At 39.3% G+C, this 17133-nt stretch carries 18 protein-coding genes; 5 read left to right on the forward strand and 13 right to left on the reverse strand.

All coding sequences use genetic code 11. The annotated features are described in order from the left end of the window. Positions 1–6 precede the first annotated feature (6 nt). From EL210_RS09985 to EL210_RS10005, 5 genes are read left to right on the forward strand one after another with little or no spacing between them, the layout of a single operon-like run. Positions 7–618 (forward strand): polysaccharide deacetylase family protein, encoded by a 612-nt coding sequence (locus EL210_RS09985; protein WP_025879679.1) that lies wholly within the window; start codon positions 7–9, stop codon positions 616–618. Next, positions 596–1618, forward strand: a complete 1023-nt coding sequence (gene queG, locus EL210_RS09990) for a tRNA epoxyqueuosine(34) reductase QueG (protein WP_018920881.1) — start codon at positions 596–598, stop codon at positions 1616–1618. Before EL210_RS09985 ends, queG begins: the two co-directional genes overlap by 23 nt. Beyond that, complete coding sequence (locus EL210_RS09995; RefSeq protein WP_018920880.1) at positions 1599–2345, forward strand: hypothetical protein; 747 nt, start codon at positions 1599–1601, stop codon at positions 2343–2345. Before queG ends, EL210_RS09995 begins: the two co-directional genes overlap by 20 nt. Further along, on the forward strand, positions 2329–2805 hold the full coding sequence (locus EL210_RS10000; RefSeq protein WP_018920879.1) for a DUF4112 domain-containing protein: 477 nt from the start codon (positions 2329–2331) through the stop codon (positions 2803–2805). Before EL210_RS09995 ends, EL210_RS10000 begins: the two co-directional genes overlap by 17 nt. Before the next feature lie 13 nt (positions 2806–2818). Continuing rightward, a complete protein-coding gene (locus tag EL210_RS10005) occupies positions 2819–3238 on the forward strand; it encodes a hypothetical protein (protein ID WP_018920878.1) in 420 nt (139 codons plus the stop codon). Between the two features lie 127 nt (positions 3239–3365). Here the strand turns inward: EL210_RS10005 and glmM are convergent, their stop codons facing one another. From glmM to EL210_RS10075, 13 genes are all read right to left on the reverse strand, one after another. Further along, positions 3366–4757: a phosphoglucosamine mutase gene (gene glmM / locus EL210_RS10010; RefSeq protein WP_018920877.1), complete on the reverse strand. Its 1392-nt coding sequence runs from the start codon at positions 4755–4757 to the stop codon at positions 3366–3368. An 11-nt stretch (positions 4758–4768) separates the two neighbouring features. After that, positions 4769–5395 carry a DUF4827 domain-containing protein gene (locus tag EL210_RS10015; protein ID WP_004372206.1) on the reverse strand — a complete coding sequence of 209 codons (627 nt, stop codon included), beginning with the start codon at positions 5393–5395 and terminating at the stop codon, positions 4769–4771. 100 nt (positions 5396–5495) lie between these two features. Beyond that, entirely contained in the window at positions 5496–6533 is a 1038-nt protein-coding gene (locus EL210_RS10020; RefSeq protein WP_018920876.1) for a DHH family phosphoesterase, read from the reverse strand. A gap of 444 nt (positions 6534–6977) precedes the next feature. Beyond that, a complete protein-coding gene (locus tag EL210_RS10025) occupies positions 6978–8360 on the reverse strand; it encodes a DUF5458 family protein (protein ID WP_018920875.1) in 1383 nt (460 codons plus the stop codon). A gap of 19 nt (positions 8361–8379) precedes the next feature. Next, the gene (locus EL210_RS10030; RefSeq protein ID WP_018920874.1) at positions 8380–8838 is read right to left on the reverse strand and encodes a type VI secretion system contractile sheath small subunit; all 459 of its coding nucleotides are present in this window, start codon (positions 8836–8838) and stop codon (positions 8380–8382) included. 1007 nt (positions 8839–9845) lie between these two features. Then, positions 9846–10430: a hypothetical protein gene (locus EL210_RS10040; protein ID WP_018920872.1), complete on the reverse strand. Its 585-nt coding sequence runs from the start codon at positions 10428–10430 to the stop codon at positions 9846–9848. A 282-nt stretch (positions 10431–10712) separates the two neighbouring features. Then, complete coding sequence (locus EL210_RS10045; protein WP_232000329.1) at positions 10713–11120, reverse strand: hypothetical protein; 408 nt, start codon at positions 11118–11120, stop codon at positions 10713–10715. Between the two features lie 2 nt (positions 11121–11122). After that, positions 11123–11551, reverse strand: a complete 429-nt coding sequence (locus tag EL210_RS10050) for an O-glcnacase NagJ (protein ID WP_232000331.1) — start codon at positions 11549–11551, stop codon at positions 11123–11125. Positions 11552–11714: 163 nt separating this feature from the next. After that, the gene (locus EL210_RS10055) at positions 11715–13649 is read right to left on the reverse strand and encodes a DUF4280 domain-containing protein (RefSeq protein WP_018920870.1); all 1935 of its coding nucleotides are present in this window, start codon (positions 13647–13649) and stop codon (positions 11715–11717) included. 8 nt (positions 13650–13657) lie between these two features. After that, the gene (locus tag EL210_RS10060; protein WP_018920869.1) at positions 13658–14410 is read right to left on the reverse strand and encodes a hypothetical protein; all 753 of its coding nucleotides are present in this window, start codon (positions 14408–14410) and stop codon (positions 13658–13660) included. A 142-nt stretch (positions 14411–14552) separates the two neighbouring features. After that, on the reverse strand, positions 14553–15212 hold the full coding sequence (locus tag EL210_RS10065; protein ID WP_018920868.1) for a toxin-antitoxin system YwqK family antitoxin: 660 nt from the start codon (positions 15210–15212) through the stop codon (positions 14553–14555). A gap of 39 nt (positions 15213–15251) precedes the next feature. Beyond that, entirely contained in the window at positions 15252–15905 is a 654-nt protein-coding gene (locus tag EL210_RS10070) for a toxin-antitoxin system YwqK family antitoxin (RefSeq protein ID WP_025879677.1), read from the reverse strand. Continuing rightward, positions 15902–17122, reverse strand: coding sequence for a zinc metalloprotease (locus EL210_RS10075; protein WP_004378916.1), 1221 nt, complete (start codon positions 17120–17122; stop codon positions 15902–15904). Before EL210_RS10075 ends, EL210_RS10070 begins: the two co-directional genes overlap by 4 nt. Positions 17123–17133 lie beyond the last annotated feature (11 nt).

Genomic DNA, 17133 nt, shown 5'->3' on the forward strand with positions numbered 1-17133 from the left:
CAAGCGATGATTATAGAGCAACCCGCAAAATGGTTGCGCTGGATTTATCCCGGTGCGACTTGGAGAATGGACAAGAACGAACATTCAGTCTATCTGACGTTCGATGATGGTCCAATCCCCGAGTCGACACCGTTTATTCTTGAAACTCTACGAAAATACAACGTCAAGGCAACATTCTTCATGGTTGGAGAGAATGTGCTGAGGTATCATGATTTGTATAATCAGATCCTCGAAGAAGGTCATCGGGTAGGTAACCACACATTCAATCACATCGGATCTTTCAAACATTGGACCATCACTTATGCTATCAATACGCACAAAGCCGATGAACTGATACACTCAAATCTATTCCGACCGCCTCACGGGTGGATGAGAATGTCGGTTTATTGGTGGATGAAGAAGAAGTATCGCATTATCATGTGGGATCTTGTTACACGCGATTACTCCAAATGGTTGACTGCTAAAGACGTGGTTCGAAATGTAAAACGCTATGCAAGAAATGGCTCTATCATCACTTTTCACGACTCACTGAAGAGCATTGACAAGCTAAAAACAGCCCTTCCAGAGTCAATTGAATGGTTAAAAGCGCAAGGATATGAATTCAAGACCTTTGAATAAACAAGACCTTACGAATGAAATAAAAGCCGAAGCACTGCGCCTCGGCTTTTTTACTTGTGGCATAGCAAAGGCTGACAGCGTAGAGAAAGCGACAGCAGACCATGTGAAACGTTGGTTAAAAGAAGGAAAGCAAGCTAACATGGACTATATGGCCAACTATATGGAAAAGCGACTTGACCCGCGATTATTAATGGAAGGTGCCCGCAGTATCATCTGTGTTGCCTTGAATTATGCCCCTCATAACTACTGTTCTGACAGCGAATATCAACTTGCAGCATATGCTCTCGGACAAGATTATCATGATATCATGAAAGCCAAACTGCGCCGGTTGGCAGCAAAATTTGGCTATGAAGATGCTTTGATAAGCCAAAATCCAGAGGCACATAAATGCCGCATTTTTGTTGATACTGGCCCTATACTCGAACGCTATTGGGCTGAAAAGGCAGGGTTGGGCTGGACAGGAAAGAACCATCAACTCATTATTCCACATGCCGGGAGTATGTTTTTCTTGGGTGAAATCCTTGTTGATGAAGAATTGATCTACGATCAACCGGTTAAAAATCGATGCGGAAACTGCCGTAAATGTATTGAAGCTTGCCCAACAAAAGCTATCATTGAGAACTGCGAAATAGATGCTGAGAAATGTCTGTCCTACCAGACTATAGAGAATAGAAGCGAGCTTTCGAGCGAAGCAACTGCCAGAATCGGCAACACCATCTATGGCTGCGATGCCTGTCTGAAAGCCTGCCCGTGGAACAGATTTGCAACTCCCAATGATACGCCTGAGCTGCAACCGAAAGCTGAACTTCTGCAGATGACACGCCAACAATGGGAATATCTCAGTGAAGAAGAATATAGAAAACTCTTCAAAGGGAGCGCTGTAAAAAGGGCGAAATATAAGGGATTGATGAGAAATATTGAAGCGGCGGCTTGCTTTTCTCGCGAAAAACAATTACCTTTATCAAACAAATCTAAAGATTATGAGCAAGAAAATAAATAGTTACAAGGCCATGTCTGTTCTTACGAGAGGCTTTTTCGAGGCTTTTGCCAATGGCATCATAGACTGCCAGATCATAGGAAATGACTTTAAGAAGAAGCATAATCCACAAAATATCAAGCAGGCAATGCTCGAACATTATGAGGAAATCAGTGCGCATTTCCTCGACATCATGTTTCCTGCTCTGGCGCGACTCAACTATCCTGATGAAAAGAAAATGCAGGAGAAACTGAAGAAAGAGTTTACTGACAAGCAAGCAGATATGGCTCAATATCTGCGTTTTGCCTGCAAAACCGATAAGCTTTATGAGGCTATGGTGAATGAATACAAGCGCAATTTCAACAGGCTTCTGCAAGGTCAGTTTACCTCTATCGAAGAACATATTGAAGTCTATCCACGTGGTTTACAGCTGTCAGTAGTAGATGAGCAGATGGCAATTGTCATCTTGGTGCGCGTGCTTTTGAAGGCCTATGCAGCCGGTATCAAAGCATCAAAAACAGCAAAACGCTCGTTCAATCAAGTCAGCATCTATCGCATGCTGCTTCTGAACACACAGCTCTTGATGAATGACAGTTCGTTCAAATCTGAAGAAGAAGACCTCATGGCTTTATTCAAAGAAGCATGTGGAAACGAAGAAAACCTCAACGTTCTCTTCAATTCGTTAGACGAAACCTATAAGGAGTTGGTCAAAGAAGACGGAATTATAGCAGGTGATGAGCAATCAAATTAGAAAAGAAATGCTACGCAGCAGCGACCTTTACCGCCGCATGCACCGTGTAACGAAGTTCGCCGATGACTATTATCTCGATGCTGTCATCGGCTTAATCCCTGGTGGTATCGGTGATATTATCGGTGGACTGTTTTCCTTGATGCATGTTTATTTCGGGTTGATAAAGTTGCGTTCAATCCCATTGACCTTGGCTTTACTCAACAACATGCTGTGCGATATCCTCTTAGGACTGCTTCCTTTCTATGTAGGAGACGTCATCGATTTCCTGCATAAAGCCAACAAAAAGAACATGGCACTGATAGATGGTTTTGTGAACGACGACAAAGAAATCATCCGGCGAGTCAACCAAAAGGCTATTCAGGCAGCAGTCGTTTTCATTTTTCTGATTTTCTGTATCTGCATTGTCATCTGGCTGTTGACTTACATCGTAAAGGAAATAGGCTCACACCTGTTCACATAAAACAAAAGACAACATGAAGAACATTGCCATTATAGTTTTTTTATGCCTCATAGCAACGGCATGCACAAAGAAAATACATGCAGAAGATATTGGTTTCCACAATGATACGGTCTATTATGAAGGGCAACCTTTTACCGGAGAGATATGGACATCAGATAACACTACAGGTTGTATTGTCACAGAAAAAGGCATCATGAAATCGCTTACATTCTATCATTCAAAAGGTAAGCATGCAATAGTCATGACACTAAATGGCCGAGGGATGCCTAAAAGTCAATGCTACGATGAATATGGGAACGCTATTGATATCATCTCGTTTGAGAGACGCTATACGAAGCTCTGGATCAAGATACTAAGAATGGGAGGAGAATTCATCAAAGCATATCAAAGAAATCAAAACTCAAGACAACAGGAAACAATACAGATCCACTGACAAAAGGCGGCATAAATAAACAGACCTTGCAAATACATTACACATACTTACAAGGTCTGTTTTATTTATTCAAAAACATTCTTCTTTTCTATAAAAGAAGAAAGAAGAATGCCTACATGATTAATTCTTACTGCATATCATAGACTACCTGCATAAGTTTCTTGCCCAAGGCATCAGCTTCTTCCATCGTTGAAGCCTCACTATAGACACGAATAATAGGCTCTGTGTTGCTCTTACGCAGGTGAACCCACTTGTCAGGGAAGTCAAGTTTCACGCCATCGATGTCAGTAACCTTCACGTCTGCCTGCTTGCCATATTGCTCTTTCACCTTTTCCAAGATAGCATCGACATCTGTCGAAGCTGTCAGATCAATACGGTTCTTGGCTATAAAGTATTCAGGGAAGGTAGCACGAAGTTCACTTACCTTGCAACCTTTCTGCGCAAGACTCGACAAGAAGAGGGCAATACCGACCAAGGCATCACGTCCATAGTGGCTTTCGGGATAGATAACACCACCGTTTCCTTCGCCACCAATAACAGCATTCACCTCTTTCATCTTCGTTGTTACATTCACTTCGCCTACAGCAGAAGCCGTATAGACACCGCCATGTTTCTCGGTTACATCACGCAGTGCACGTGTAGAACTGAGGTTGGAAACCGTATTTCCCGGCGTATGACTCAACACATAGTCGGCCACCGAAACGAGTGTATATTCCTCGCCGAACATCTTTCCGTCTTCACAAATAAATGCCAAGCGATCCACATCCGGGTCAACAACAATGCCTAAATCATAGCCCCCCTTACCTATTTCGCTCATGATACCACCAAGGTTCTGCGCTAACGGTTCGGGATTATGTGCGAAATCGCCATTGGCCTCACCGTTGATCATCGTATATTCCACGCCCAAAGCTTTCAGCAATTCGGGAAGGATGATACCACCTACAGAGTTGATTGCGTCTACAGCTACTTTGAAATGCGCATTCCGTATGGCTTCTCTGTCAACCAATTTCAATGCAAGAACACTCTCAATATGACGTTGATTGAAGGTGCTGTCCTCCGTGTATTTGCCTAAATGGTCAACATCCGCAAATTCGAAATTCTCCTTTTCAGCTATCTCAAGCACCTCGTTCCCATTGTCTTTTGTGAGGAATTCTCCTTCCTGGTTCAACAGTTTCAGCGCATTCCAATGACGTGGATTGTGGCTGGCCGTAATGATGATACCACCTGCTGCCTTACTCATACGCACAGCCAATTCGGTAGTAGGTGTCGTGGCAAGTCCGATGTTAAGCACGTCATAGCCCATGCCCATCAATGTTCCACAAACAATGTTCTTCACCATTTCGCCCGAGATACGGGCATCACGTCCCACTACAATTGTATTGCTTTCAGACTGCTTACTATGACGGATAAAAGTCGCATAAGCTGCTGTAAACTTCACAATGTCAAGCGGGTTCAATGTGTCTCCGGCCTGTCCGCCAATGGTTCCACGGATGCCGGAAATAGATTTAATCAAAGTCATAAATATCTATATTATCTTCCTCTTTGGTAAGTTAGTTCATAAAGACAAGGATAAACAGCACCTGAAGCAATTGCTGTTCCCTGGGCTGAAGGCACAATCAGCCGCACCTTGGCTACACCTTCTTTGCTCAATTTGCCTAACTTGATATAAGAAAGTGGCGCCAACAGACCGGCTGGAACCTTTGCTGTTTTATACACAGTCTTGAGAATTCCCGATTCAAACTGCGCATACGGTGAACCTGAAATCATCCTGACGTTCATCACATCAGGAATAGAAGAATAGGCCATAACGTTGTTTGAAGAGATAATGGAGTCTGTGATCAGATTGGTTTCTGTGTATTTCAACAACACCGTGGCCGCCTCGTTACGCCCCAACACCTTACCTGTGCCACGACGAACAATCTGCATATAGACACCGGAACTGCTGAAAAGCACAAACTGATTCTTTGCCAAGTCTGTCGTCGTGTCTTGCGAAAGAAACTTCTCTTCGCTGATAACATTCACCTTTTTGTCAATAAGATACCGATTGATTGCCGCACGCTCCCGCTTCTTCTTGTCGGCGTAAGTCTCAGAATCCCTACATGAAGCAAAAGCAACAAGCCCAACAAGGATAAGTAACAAATATGTAATCTTCTTCATTCTCAATGTTTATTTTTCACAATGATAGTGGCACAAAGATACGAAATTCCTTACATAAAGCCGGACTTTCGTTATAGTTTTTATCTATATTTCCCAATTTTTAAGCTTTCAAACGATTGCTGAATTTCAAGATAGCACGCTGTGTCACCGCTTCGGCTTCCTTCAGACTGCAATGCAATTTGCCGCCACTGGCATTCAGATGTCCGCCACCATTGAAAAATTCGGCAGCCACTTCATTGCATGGGAAATCATCAACAGAGCGCAGGCTGACGAGCACTAAGTTGTCATGTCGGTCGTCTTCACGCAATGAAACCGAGAATTTCAATCCCTTGATACGCAGAGGTTCGTTGACCAATCCCTCCAAATCGCCTTTCACAAAATGAAACCTTTTCATGTCATGACGGCTCACCGTGAAATAGGCTGCATGGTATTCATCGGACACCGTGAGGCATTCACTCATCAGATAGCCACGAAACCGAATGGCCCATTGGCTGTAGTTGTTGAACACATTGCGATAAATCTTATCCTTGTCGATACCGGTTGTGAGCAGCATTCCAATGATAGTGTAAATCTCCGACCGTGTGGAATTATACGTAAAGCCACCGGTGTCGGTCATCATACCGCAATAAATCGGAGCCGCTATCTTCTGATTGAGGTGATCAAAATCACCCAACTGACAAATCACACGGAACACCAACTCACACGTACTGCTTGCCTCCGGATGCGAAACAGTTACTACCCCCTCAATAGCGGGATTAAGGTGATGATCTATCAACACGCGTTTCGCCGGTGAAGCTTCAACGATTTCCTGCAGCTCTTCAAGGCGAGTCATCTCGTTGAAGTCTAAGCAAAACAGCAAATCTGCCTGTTGACAAAGAGCCTTCACTTCCTCGGGATGCTTGTCATAACGCATCACTTGTTCACTCCCCGGAAGCCATTTCAGGAAATCGGGAAAGGCATCCGGCACGATGATTTGTGCCGACTTCCCCCACTGCCTCAGGTATTCTGTCCATGCAAGACAAGCTCCCAAGGCATCGCCGTCAGGACTCTTGTGCCCCACAACGATTATATTTTCGGCATCACGAATGGTGGCTTTCAAGGTTTCCACCTCGTGTTCTGTGATAATATCTAATTGCATAATGGTTACAAAGGTAATAAAAAAGAACGAGAGAAAACATGAAATGCGATTAGTTTATAAATTCCTTTGATTTTACTTTACAATTACTCTCAAATGCTTAAGATATTCAGAACAAAAGATTTTTAATTTGGAAATACGCGAGTTTTAAGCCCACTTATTAATGTATTGACAATCAAGGAGATAGAGAAAAGTAATGAGAAAAGGAGAGAAAATGACAGGAAAAAGCCTTGTATTTTGCGTCATATTAGGTGCTGAAATAAGTCAGATTACCTCGTCTTCTGCATCAAACAGCAACGCATTTTGACGCAGATTACAGGTTGAAGAGGCACAAACAGATAGCATAATCAGTGCCTAATAGAAAGCAAAAATGGCAGGTAAATCCTGCCATTTTTACTTGAATGAGCGGAGTGATTTCTATTTACAATTATTTTTGAAATGTAATCTCTACTCTTGGTTATACTGACTTTCCCAATTGGCTTCTTCAGGTTCTTCTCCCTTGCGTCCTTCCAACTGAATGACAAAGCTCTTTGCAGGGAAGTAGGGAGTAAGGTGAATGTCAAGCAACACCCTGTCCTTTTGGTTGGGGTCTTGCTCTATTCTGATAACCTTAAATTTCTCAATCAGTCGTGACGGCCCTTTGATACTGTCCAGGAACTTAACGATTTGACTTCGCAAGTCGGCTTCTGTACGGGTCGTCCAATTCTCAAAAGCGCGACGGTTGAGAAAATCGAACAGTACCTTGGAGATGTAGTCGAACACGCGCACAACAGAGTAAGTTTGCAAACCGAGGTTATCTCCATTGAAAAGGGTTTTGGCAGAGAATGCCATTACCTTGCTGTATTCGTTTACCATCGGTACTAAACCCATACGTTCAAGTTCGGAAATCTCACTTTTCTTCAAATCAAAGCGTACGCTTTCCACCTCATTGAGACTACCGAACTTCTTGCCGGCAACCACCTGAGACATTAACGTGCTATAAATCTTTCCTGCAAGAGCACCCGAACCAGGAACATAGAGGTTTTCTTCTTCGCCGACTTCTGCAACCTTTGGTCTACCCAAAAGGTAGTTGCAGGTCATGATGACATTCGACTTATAAACATCTCCGCCCGTATGATCAGCATTGAAGAAGATATCGACGACATCATCCGGTGTTTCCAAGTCTTGGAAATCCGTTACGAGCATCACCTTGTTATCATGTGCCATCTTAGCCCATTTGTCAAGCACGGCGTTGGAACCCAAATAGCCCGGTATGATAAGAATTGAGTAGTTTCTACGCAAATCCAACCTATCGAAATTCTGACTGAGTTCGTTACCGATATAATCAATGAAAAGCGTATTATCCAAATCCTTCAATTGCGCCATGTCCGCATTGACGATGGTTACATTCTTCACCTTGCTACTCTCCGTATTCTTATAGAAGAGGGCTACTGAGCGATAGGCTGTTTCCAAACCGTGGACGCGGTTTAGCGCCGTATGTAGGTTCTTGTTAAGCAGTTCTTCAACACTTTGGGCTTTAGACTTGGCCTTATCTCTCATTTTCTCAGCAGACTCGCCAGATTTGAGTAGTTCCAGCCATACATTGAGACGATTGGCAAGCACCTTACGTTCACCCGCCCATTGTTCGTCCGTTAGGAAGATGTTGCGACGTGCCTTGCGTGTAGGATTCAGATTGGAGAAACCGTCAATGATGTTTTCAAGGAATGCAAAACCACCATATTCTTTCAATTTGTCTAAGGCAGAAGTTGCCGATGGCACTTCTTTTCTTACAGCAGACTTTCCTGTTACTACTGCCTGCTGTTGTTCCTTTGCTTTTATTTCGTTTTCCATTATTTCTTATTTGTGGGGGTTATTTGTCATCCATACTTTTTATTTCTTCAAGAGAAGCTTCCAACAAATCGATGATGGCCTGTTTCTTTTCGGGATTTTCAAGTGCTTTCAGCAAAGCCTTATTGGAGGAGAGCTGGCGGGCAATCTTTGTGTTCTGTTCTTTTTCCACATTGAGTTTACTGAGAAACTCGCTGTGTTCCATCATGCTCTTGGCATCAAAGTCACCAAGGTTCTTGAAAGTCATCGTTTCGGTTATATCTTCACCGCTTTCGTTCTGCATTTCCAACTCGACCGACGGCGCAAAGTGTTCAAACACATCTTCTACCGTTTGAAGTCCATAAACTGCTTCTGGACTGACAGGAGCATCATCTGTAAGTTTCTGTACCAATAATGTTCGGTTGGAAGGGATGTCTGCTATCGACTCATTGGCATCGACTTTTACCTCGTTGCCTCCAACTCCATAATCATAAATTGCCATAGTCTTATATTTTAATATTACATCTAATTAAATCTTATACCCTTCTTTTGCTCATAAATGAGGGTTTTGCTTACAAAGATATAAAAAAAAATGGAGACACGTATATAATATCCTCAAAAAGATATAACCGTTATCTCTATGAAATTGATTCTGAAACTCATGCCCAAACCCTATTTGTAGTATTTTTGTTCAATCAGCTAATTTTGAGGTTCTCTTATATATCTCGATCTCTATTAAATATAGGTGTATGTGACAAAAGGTCTCTTCTTTTCTAAATAAGCTCTTTGATAGCACCGAAACTCCAGCTATTTTTATTTGTCAAGAAATAAAAAGCGTCCTGTATACTTAGTCATTACATTCTCAAATTATGGAGATACATATCTAACCACTGCAAAAAGAGCCCAGCTTAATATATTGCCTAACCTATCGAACGTGTACAGGCAAGTTTATGTGGTCAATACGATATTTGTTAAAACTACTTTCATACCAAAATGACATAGTAATGCTATCATGTTGAAGAAATTTGCCGACAAAGTTCATATCTTCTTTTTTCAAATCATGGATACTCTTCATTTGTATGAAACCTGCACCCTTCTTCCTTAATTGCTTAAATTTTGTAAGCCTCTTGGGTTAAATTTGTATAGCGTACATAAAAACAAACTCGCGTTTATCCTTACTTAGCTTTCTCAATTCATCGTTCAAAGTAGGGCGAATTAATTTTCCTTTAGCGTTAACAAATATGTTCCCGTTGAATAACCAGCCCTTGAGTAACTTTGAATACTTAGCATTGTAAAAATAGCCATCACCTGATAATTTTACCACCTTGTCTATAGTCTTCTCTATTTGGAAAACTAAAGGAAATTCAATATACTGGATGGTTTCATTATTGACTTTCAATAAAACAGGGAAATGAGAGTCTGCCTGTTCTATGGAAATAACGTTGTCGATTTTATCATCACAAGATAAAAAGAAACTTAAAACTAAAAGAATAAAAAGGATTTTTATAGTTACCTTATCTCTACAGGCATGTATATATCATCTATCATATAGTTATTACTAAAGTCCCTATGGCTGAAAGTAAAGAAAATACTGTCGTTCTGAAGGAAGGAGGAAATGAGTTTCTTATCCTTTTTCCGTAGTTGTTGAATACTACCAATTTTCACTTCGCCGTTATCAGGACTGGTTCTTATTTGTTTTCTCAAAAGTTTTTGTGCTTCTTTAGATAATTGCTGGTATCGGATAAACACAACATATTCACGCTGCTTGCGATCTATTTGCCACCAATTTTCACCCTCTGGAGAATATCCTACTTTCCCATTTACATTAAATAATATGATTCCATTGAAATCCCATCCTTTATTTCCTGAAGAAAGGCTACTACTGCATTTATAAGCGTGACCTAATAAGGTGACAGTTTTAGGGGATAATCGATGTATTTGGAAAGCTAATGGAAAATCAATATATGTGATAGAATCATGTACTATGCCAACAGTAATGGGATGATGTGAATCTATCTGTCGGATAGAAACATAATCATTTCCATTAGTACAGGAGAAGAAAACTAATAAACAAAGAAAAAGCAGTTGTTTCATAAAGAGATACTATACTTTAATAGATTTTGTCAATAAAGAAACTTACCTATGCATAGCTAATCACTGTAAAAAGAGTCATGCATGAAACATTGCCTAACCTATCGAACGTGTATAGGCAAGTTTATATGGTCAGTACGCGGTTTGTTAAAACTACTTTCATGCCAAAATGACATAGTAATACTATCATGTTGAAGAAATTTGCCGACAAAGTTTATATCTTCTTTTTTCAAATCATGAATACTTTTCATTTATATGATATCTGCATCCTTCTTCTTTAATTGCTTAAATTTCGTAAAATAGGATATAGCCTCTTGGGTTAAATTTGTATATCGTACATAAAAAAACAAACTCGCATTTATCCTTACTTAGCTTTCTCAATTCATCGTTCAAAGTAGGACGAATTAATTTTCCCTTAGCGTTAACAAATATGTTCCCGTTGAATAACCAACCCTTAGGTAACTTTGAATACTTGGCATTGTAGAAATATCCATCGCCAGACAATTTTATTTCCTTGTCTATGGTCTTCTTTATTTTAAAAACCGGAAAATCAATATACTGAATGGTATCATCATCAACTTTCATTAAAACAGGGAAATGAGAGTCTGCCTGTTCAATGGAAATAACATTGTCGATTTTATCATCACAAGATAAAAAGAAACTTAAAACTAAAAGAATAAAAAGATTTTTCATAGCTACCTTACCTCTACAGGCATATATATAGTGTTTACTATATATTTTTTCATGAAATTTATATGACTGAATGTAAAAGAAATGCTGTCTTTCTTGAGAAAACCAAAAACTATTTGTTTGTTTTTTTTCCGTAGTTGTTGAATATTACCAATTTTTACTTCACCGCTATCTGGAAAAGATTTTATTTGTGTTTTCAAAAGTGTTTTTGCTTCTTGAGTTAATTGCTGGTATCGGATAAATACTATATATTCGCGCTGTTTACAACTAAGTTTTCTCCAATCTTCTCCTTCTGGAGAATATCCGACTTTCCCATTTACGTTATATAGGATTATTCCATTGAGATACCATTCTTTATCCCCCAGTGTGTAACTGCTTCCAGACTTATAGGTATGCCCCAATAAAGTCACTGGATTATTAGTTTCTCTATTCATCAAAAAACTTATTGGAAAATCAACGTACGAAATTGTGTCGTGTGTTATACCAATAGTAATCGGATACTTTGAATCTATCTGTTGGATAGAAACGTAATTATTTCCACTTGTACATGATAAGAGAACTAACAAACAAATGAAAAGCAACTGTTTCATAAAGATTTTATTTTTTATTAAAGAAAATAGTTTCTATTATATATATATTCATATTATCTCGTTTAGAATCACTTTGCAATCTTAATAACAAAGAGCATTCTGCATCCATTTTATACTGAAGATTTCTATGGTATATGATATGTCCTGTAGTAATATCTGAAAGTTGATTAAGTGATATTGGGTATACTTGGTAAGAAAGCCCTATACTATTTGCGTAATCTATAAATGATTTCAATGCCACTAAGCCTCTAACTGCTGTCAATCCTTTCTTTTTTGCTTCGTTTAACTGCCTTTGGATGTTGCGATATATGGCTTGATCTACTTCTGCCTGCAATCTATCGACATCTTGCATCATCAACTCTACTATACCTCCAATCATCGGAATGGGAATCGGTTTTGAATGATCGTTGGCTGCTGCCCACGTAAATAAATCAACAAAGTCTGAGAATTGACCATATAAGTTCCATATCTTACAGACATTCTTCAACACACCCAACACTTTTCCTTCTACACCAATTCGCTCAACTCCTTTAATCTGGTCTATTCCTTTTGTTACAGACAAAGTTCTTCCGGAAGTCACCTCAACGGCTTCTCCACTATTTGTATATATGATATGACGATATACTTTCCTTTTCGTACCTCTTGTCGTGATGGGCGTATAGAGTTTTCCATTATTACCTCTTAAATAGCCTTCTTTTAGTTTTGTCAGTGCGTAAGCACGAACTTTATTCTCGCTGTAATTTGTAATCACACCCTTGATTGTTTCTTTTATATCTCCTTTAATCTCTCCTTTAAACAGGCTAACTGCCTTGTCTTCATCATAGCCATAAACGGGAATAACAGAAATATTATTGCCTTCAGTATCATACATTTCAGGGAGTTGGGCTCTTATGCCACTCCATTTACTTCTCAGGGAAGGTTCAACATATAAATCTCGTTTGGAAACAAATATTTTGAGAAGCCGGTCTTTCAACTTTCTGTCACAGAACAGCATATCGCATCCTAACTCTGTAACAATCTGGATATACAAGGAGCGATAATGACAAGGATTATCGTCTAAAATACTTTGTGTCCATTCTATGGGGAGAGGCAGTTTGGTTACGCCGTGGTTATCTATTATTCTGATTTTTCCTTTTCCAGAGTCAGTTTTCTTCATTTTAGGATAATCCATCTCATCATCAAAGAAAAGGTCTTTATCCCATAACTGTAGAGCCAGAAGTTTATTGCTGACTCCCTTTGTCTTGATATGAAAGTATACAGTTTCTTCCAACCAGGCTGTTGTTATGCGTTTGCCATTGATTTTTGGAGAGTATGACCACCAGTAGTCTACAATTTCGGGAGTTATATTAGATGCAACCGTAGCGGTCTGTCCGCTATGTACGATTTTGATTTTATGATTACTTACTGTGCATGGGATAGTAGATTTTACTAATAAGGCATCTCTCACTCCGATAACGGTTTGTGAGGCATTCTCCCATTTTGTAAGATTTATAACACTATTACAAGGAGGTTTGTGACTTCCCCAACGTGGGTGATTACAGACGCCTTTGAACTGAAGATTCTTAGCATTATTTTTGTCTCCGACGGTAGCCCATGGTTTATCCTGCAACTTAATGGATGTTGATGTAGCCTTAAGTGTGCCAACAAGTGCAGAATTGAAAGGACAAGTTACCTTTGCACCGTCACATACAAACTTGACTTTCTCATTTGCATCATGCCATACGCGCTGTCGTTTCATACTTTTTCTCTGCGCGAGGCTATGCTCCCTTGTCTGTTTCTTTTCTTTATTACTTTCAATGAGCTGTTGCGTATCCCAACAAGCGTTATCGGCAGCGGCCACTTCTATAGGGGTCGATGCAGCATTTCTTGCTTCATCCATTGCCTTATATAAATCCTTGCTGGATTTGCTCAGAGCTTCCTTGAGCGTATAGTCTTTACTCATAATAAATTTTATTTGACAGATCTTAAGTTGAAATTCCACTTTTCCTGAATACTCTCATTGTTGATAAGAATAATCCTTGCTGTGGCATTGTTTACTTTACTGGTGACAGCATCTAAACAGAACTGTGTCTGGAATTCCTGCAGACTTGTATTTTCATTGTCTATGATTGTACCCTCCAATTGGTATATGATGTTCCCACTTTGAGGGTCTTGTTTTTGAAGAAGAAGCCTTTCTTTAAATATGTAAGGCGCATCTTCTGAAAGCTTTATAAGTCTTTCCTTTTCACCTTTCAAAAGTGTTGGCTCTGGGAAAAGCAGTGCAAAATAACGATATTGCATTATGGGGCTATCTGGAGAATGGTCGTCAGTATAATCCCATACACTGTGATTGATCTCTTGTGGATAGTCCCCTCTGATAATATGGTTCATTCCTTCCATTTGTTTTCTAAGCTCATCTTTGTTGAGGATAGATACATCCTGCTTGTCTTGCGAGTAAATAATCTCAATCCAGTCATATCTGAAAGCCAACCTATGTGCGAGGTCTTCACATAAAGGAACCTGTCCATCAAGTATGACGTCTTCTATTTCTATACGATATAGATGATTTCTTGAAGTTGTATCAATGTTATCTTGCGCATATTGGTTTTCCCCATTGCAAGAAGTTACGGCAAGCGATATCTCTCTATTGTAAAGTTCATTGCCGCCTTGTAGATAAGATTCCAGCAGCAGATATTTATCCGATATGTCTTGTACTGCTTCCATAAGCTAAAATTATCACCCTAAGCCTCTTTCATTATAAGATTATAGAGTTTATCTAAGTCATGTGTATCGACTGATACAGTCATATTTTTCCCAGAGGTAATATATATTCAGATCCTTTTTTCAAATCAACTAATCATACGTTTTATAACTTCCCATACGCAATATTATCTTCAATGATATCCCCATTGCGTGCATCAATGGTAACAAGATGAAAATAAGCTTCAGTCTTATCTTTCCAGGTTATATACCAACAGGGAATGTTGGATTCATCTATATACCGTTCTATTGATGTCTGGTCATCATGAAAATCTATGTTACGTTTCTTTGCAAAGAGCAAGATGTTCTGCCAAGAGTACTTCTTATAAGGTTTATCCATATCAGTTTCTTTAAGCAAGTTACCCTCCTCATCATATTCTCTCCATATCCCACAATGAAAATCGTTGAAATAATATTCACCGGATTCTTTGAGATTTCCATTTAGGAAATAATAGCGATACTCTCCAAATAAACTTTCTTTTCTCCGTTTCGTTTTAAGGTATCCGTCATCATTTTTACCTATATAAACTACATACCCCATAGAATCCGTATATTCACAATAACTGGCCGAATCCATAAATTGCTCATCAGGATTTTCAGCTTCTTCTTTTTTCCTATATTCAAGGATTCTTTTGTTGGCATCTGCCGTATCAAGCTTTTCTAAATAAACCATTTGATTACTTTTTTTAGATGCGTTCTTTTTAGGTGTAGGTGCAACGCACGCTGTTAAGAACATTGACATTGTTAATATAATAAACTTTATCATTTTCCTGCATGTAAAATCCAAATCAGCTGATTATACGTTTTATTTCTCCATGCATGATATAGTCTCATTAATGATACGTCCATTGCGTGCGTCTATGACCACATTACGACCGAAACCTTCTCCTTTTTTATGCCAACTGATATCCCAGCACGGTATATTTGACTCATCAATATAACGTCCTACGTACGTCCTTTCATCATTAAGGTCAATGTCCTTCTTCTTAGTAAATAATAGAACCTTCTGCCAAGAGAATTGTTTATAAGGCTCATCTTTATTAACCTCTTTAAGAAGATGACCTTCGATATCATACTCTTTCCAAATTCCACATTCAAAATCTCTACTATAATATTCGCCCAATTGTTGGAGATTGCCATTGAGGAAATAATAGCGAAGTTCACCAAACAATGCTCCATTGATTTGCCTTCGCTTAAGATATCCATCATCATATTTTGCCAAATACACTTCATATCCCATAGAATCGATGTATTCGCAATACATAGAATTTCCCATAAAATCTACATTAGGAAATTCCTGTTCATGCTTCCGCTTGTATTCAAGAAGCTTTCTGTTGGCATCTGCCGTATCAAGCCTTTCTAAATAATTCATACCCTTTTTCTGTTTGATCTCTTTCGGTGTATGTGCAACACACGCTGTTAAAGATACTGCCATTATAAAAAATATATATTTTATCATTTTCCTGCCAGAAAGTTTTTAACCCTATCATGAATCTCTTCCCACTGATACTCCCACGTGGCAATAGTGGGCACATCCGAATAATCCATTATGTTATCTGTCATCTTTTCTTTGAAGGCGAAGCCCCATTGATCTATATTCAAAGAAGAAAAACTATGTGGTAATCCAATACAATGTAATAGTTCGTGTGAGGCGGTGTTATCTTGCAATCCATGGCGAAAAATAATAGCTTTGGATGAGCCGAGAGCATAAGCCTTTCCACACAAGGCCACTTTCGTGTCATTATTGACATAACAGTATCGGTCTATATAATATATCTTAAAGAAGTTATCTAATTGAGGATAAAATTTTAAAATTGTTGCATCAAGCAAACGATATAACTCGCCATTAGATGTATACGTGTAATTTATCCAGTTTTTGGGAGTAAAGAACGTTTTTGATTTCTCTGAGTACAAGTATATAAAGAAATACTTAATATTTACATTTACATAGGCCTGGCCCAATATTTGCTTTAAACTCACTATACTGCTTGATATATTAGGAAAACGTTCGGTTTTTTTAAATATAACACGTACAATTGCCAAATTAATTGTGGTCTGGTGCTTCTTATCATTCGCTTTTACGATGAGCTTTCCTGCAAGATGCTTTGTATTGTTTGCATCATAGGCGTAGACATTTATTTCCTGATCTTTAGAAAACTCTTTTAAACAAGTAATCACAAGCTGATCAGGAAGGGTATGCTTGCCTTTGCGCAATTTTGGAATAGAAGTCTTGTTTAGCTTAAATATCCCTGGCGTCTGGCATTGGTACACCATTCTCGCTGCAGGTTCTTTGACTTCTACTTTCAGGGTTAATTTTGCACTGGCCCCCTTTCGCAAGGTCATTACAGGAGCTATATATTTGAAAGCTTGCTTCCCATACGTTTTCCAAGGAATTAAGAAACGTTTGGTCTTAAACCAGTATGAGGCATACCTGTCATACACTTTTTTGGTTTTATCTACAATCAAATTTCCCTTGACAAACTTGTTCCCCATGATATTGGCATACCAAGTGTCTCCCAAGCGTCCAGAATCACCCATACGGATCCAGTCAAAGCCATATTCCCCCCGATAGCTGCCCGAGGTTCGGAATTCCACGATGACTTTTGCTCCTGTTTTCCTCAGCGGGATTTTTGCAGAGCGGTCATATACAAAACTATTAAATGCAGTTTCACTCATAATATGTCTTT

The sequence above is a fragment of the Segatella oris genome, assembly GCF_900637655.1.
GTDB classification, from domain to species: domain Bacteria; phylum Bacteroidota; class Bacteroidia; order Bacteroidales; family Bacteroidaceae; genus Prevotella; species Prevotella oris.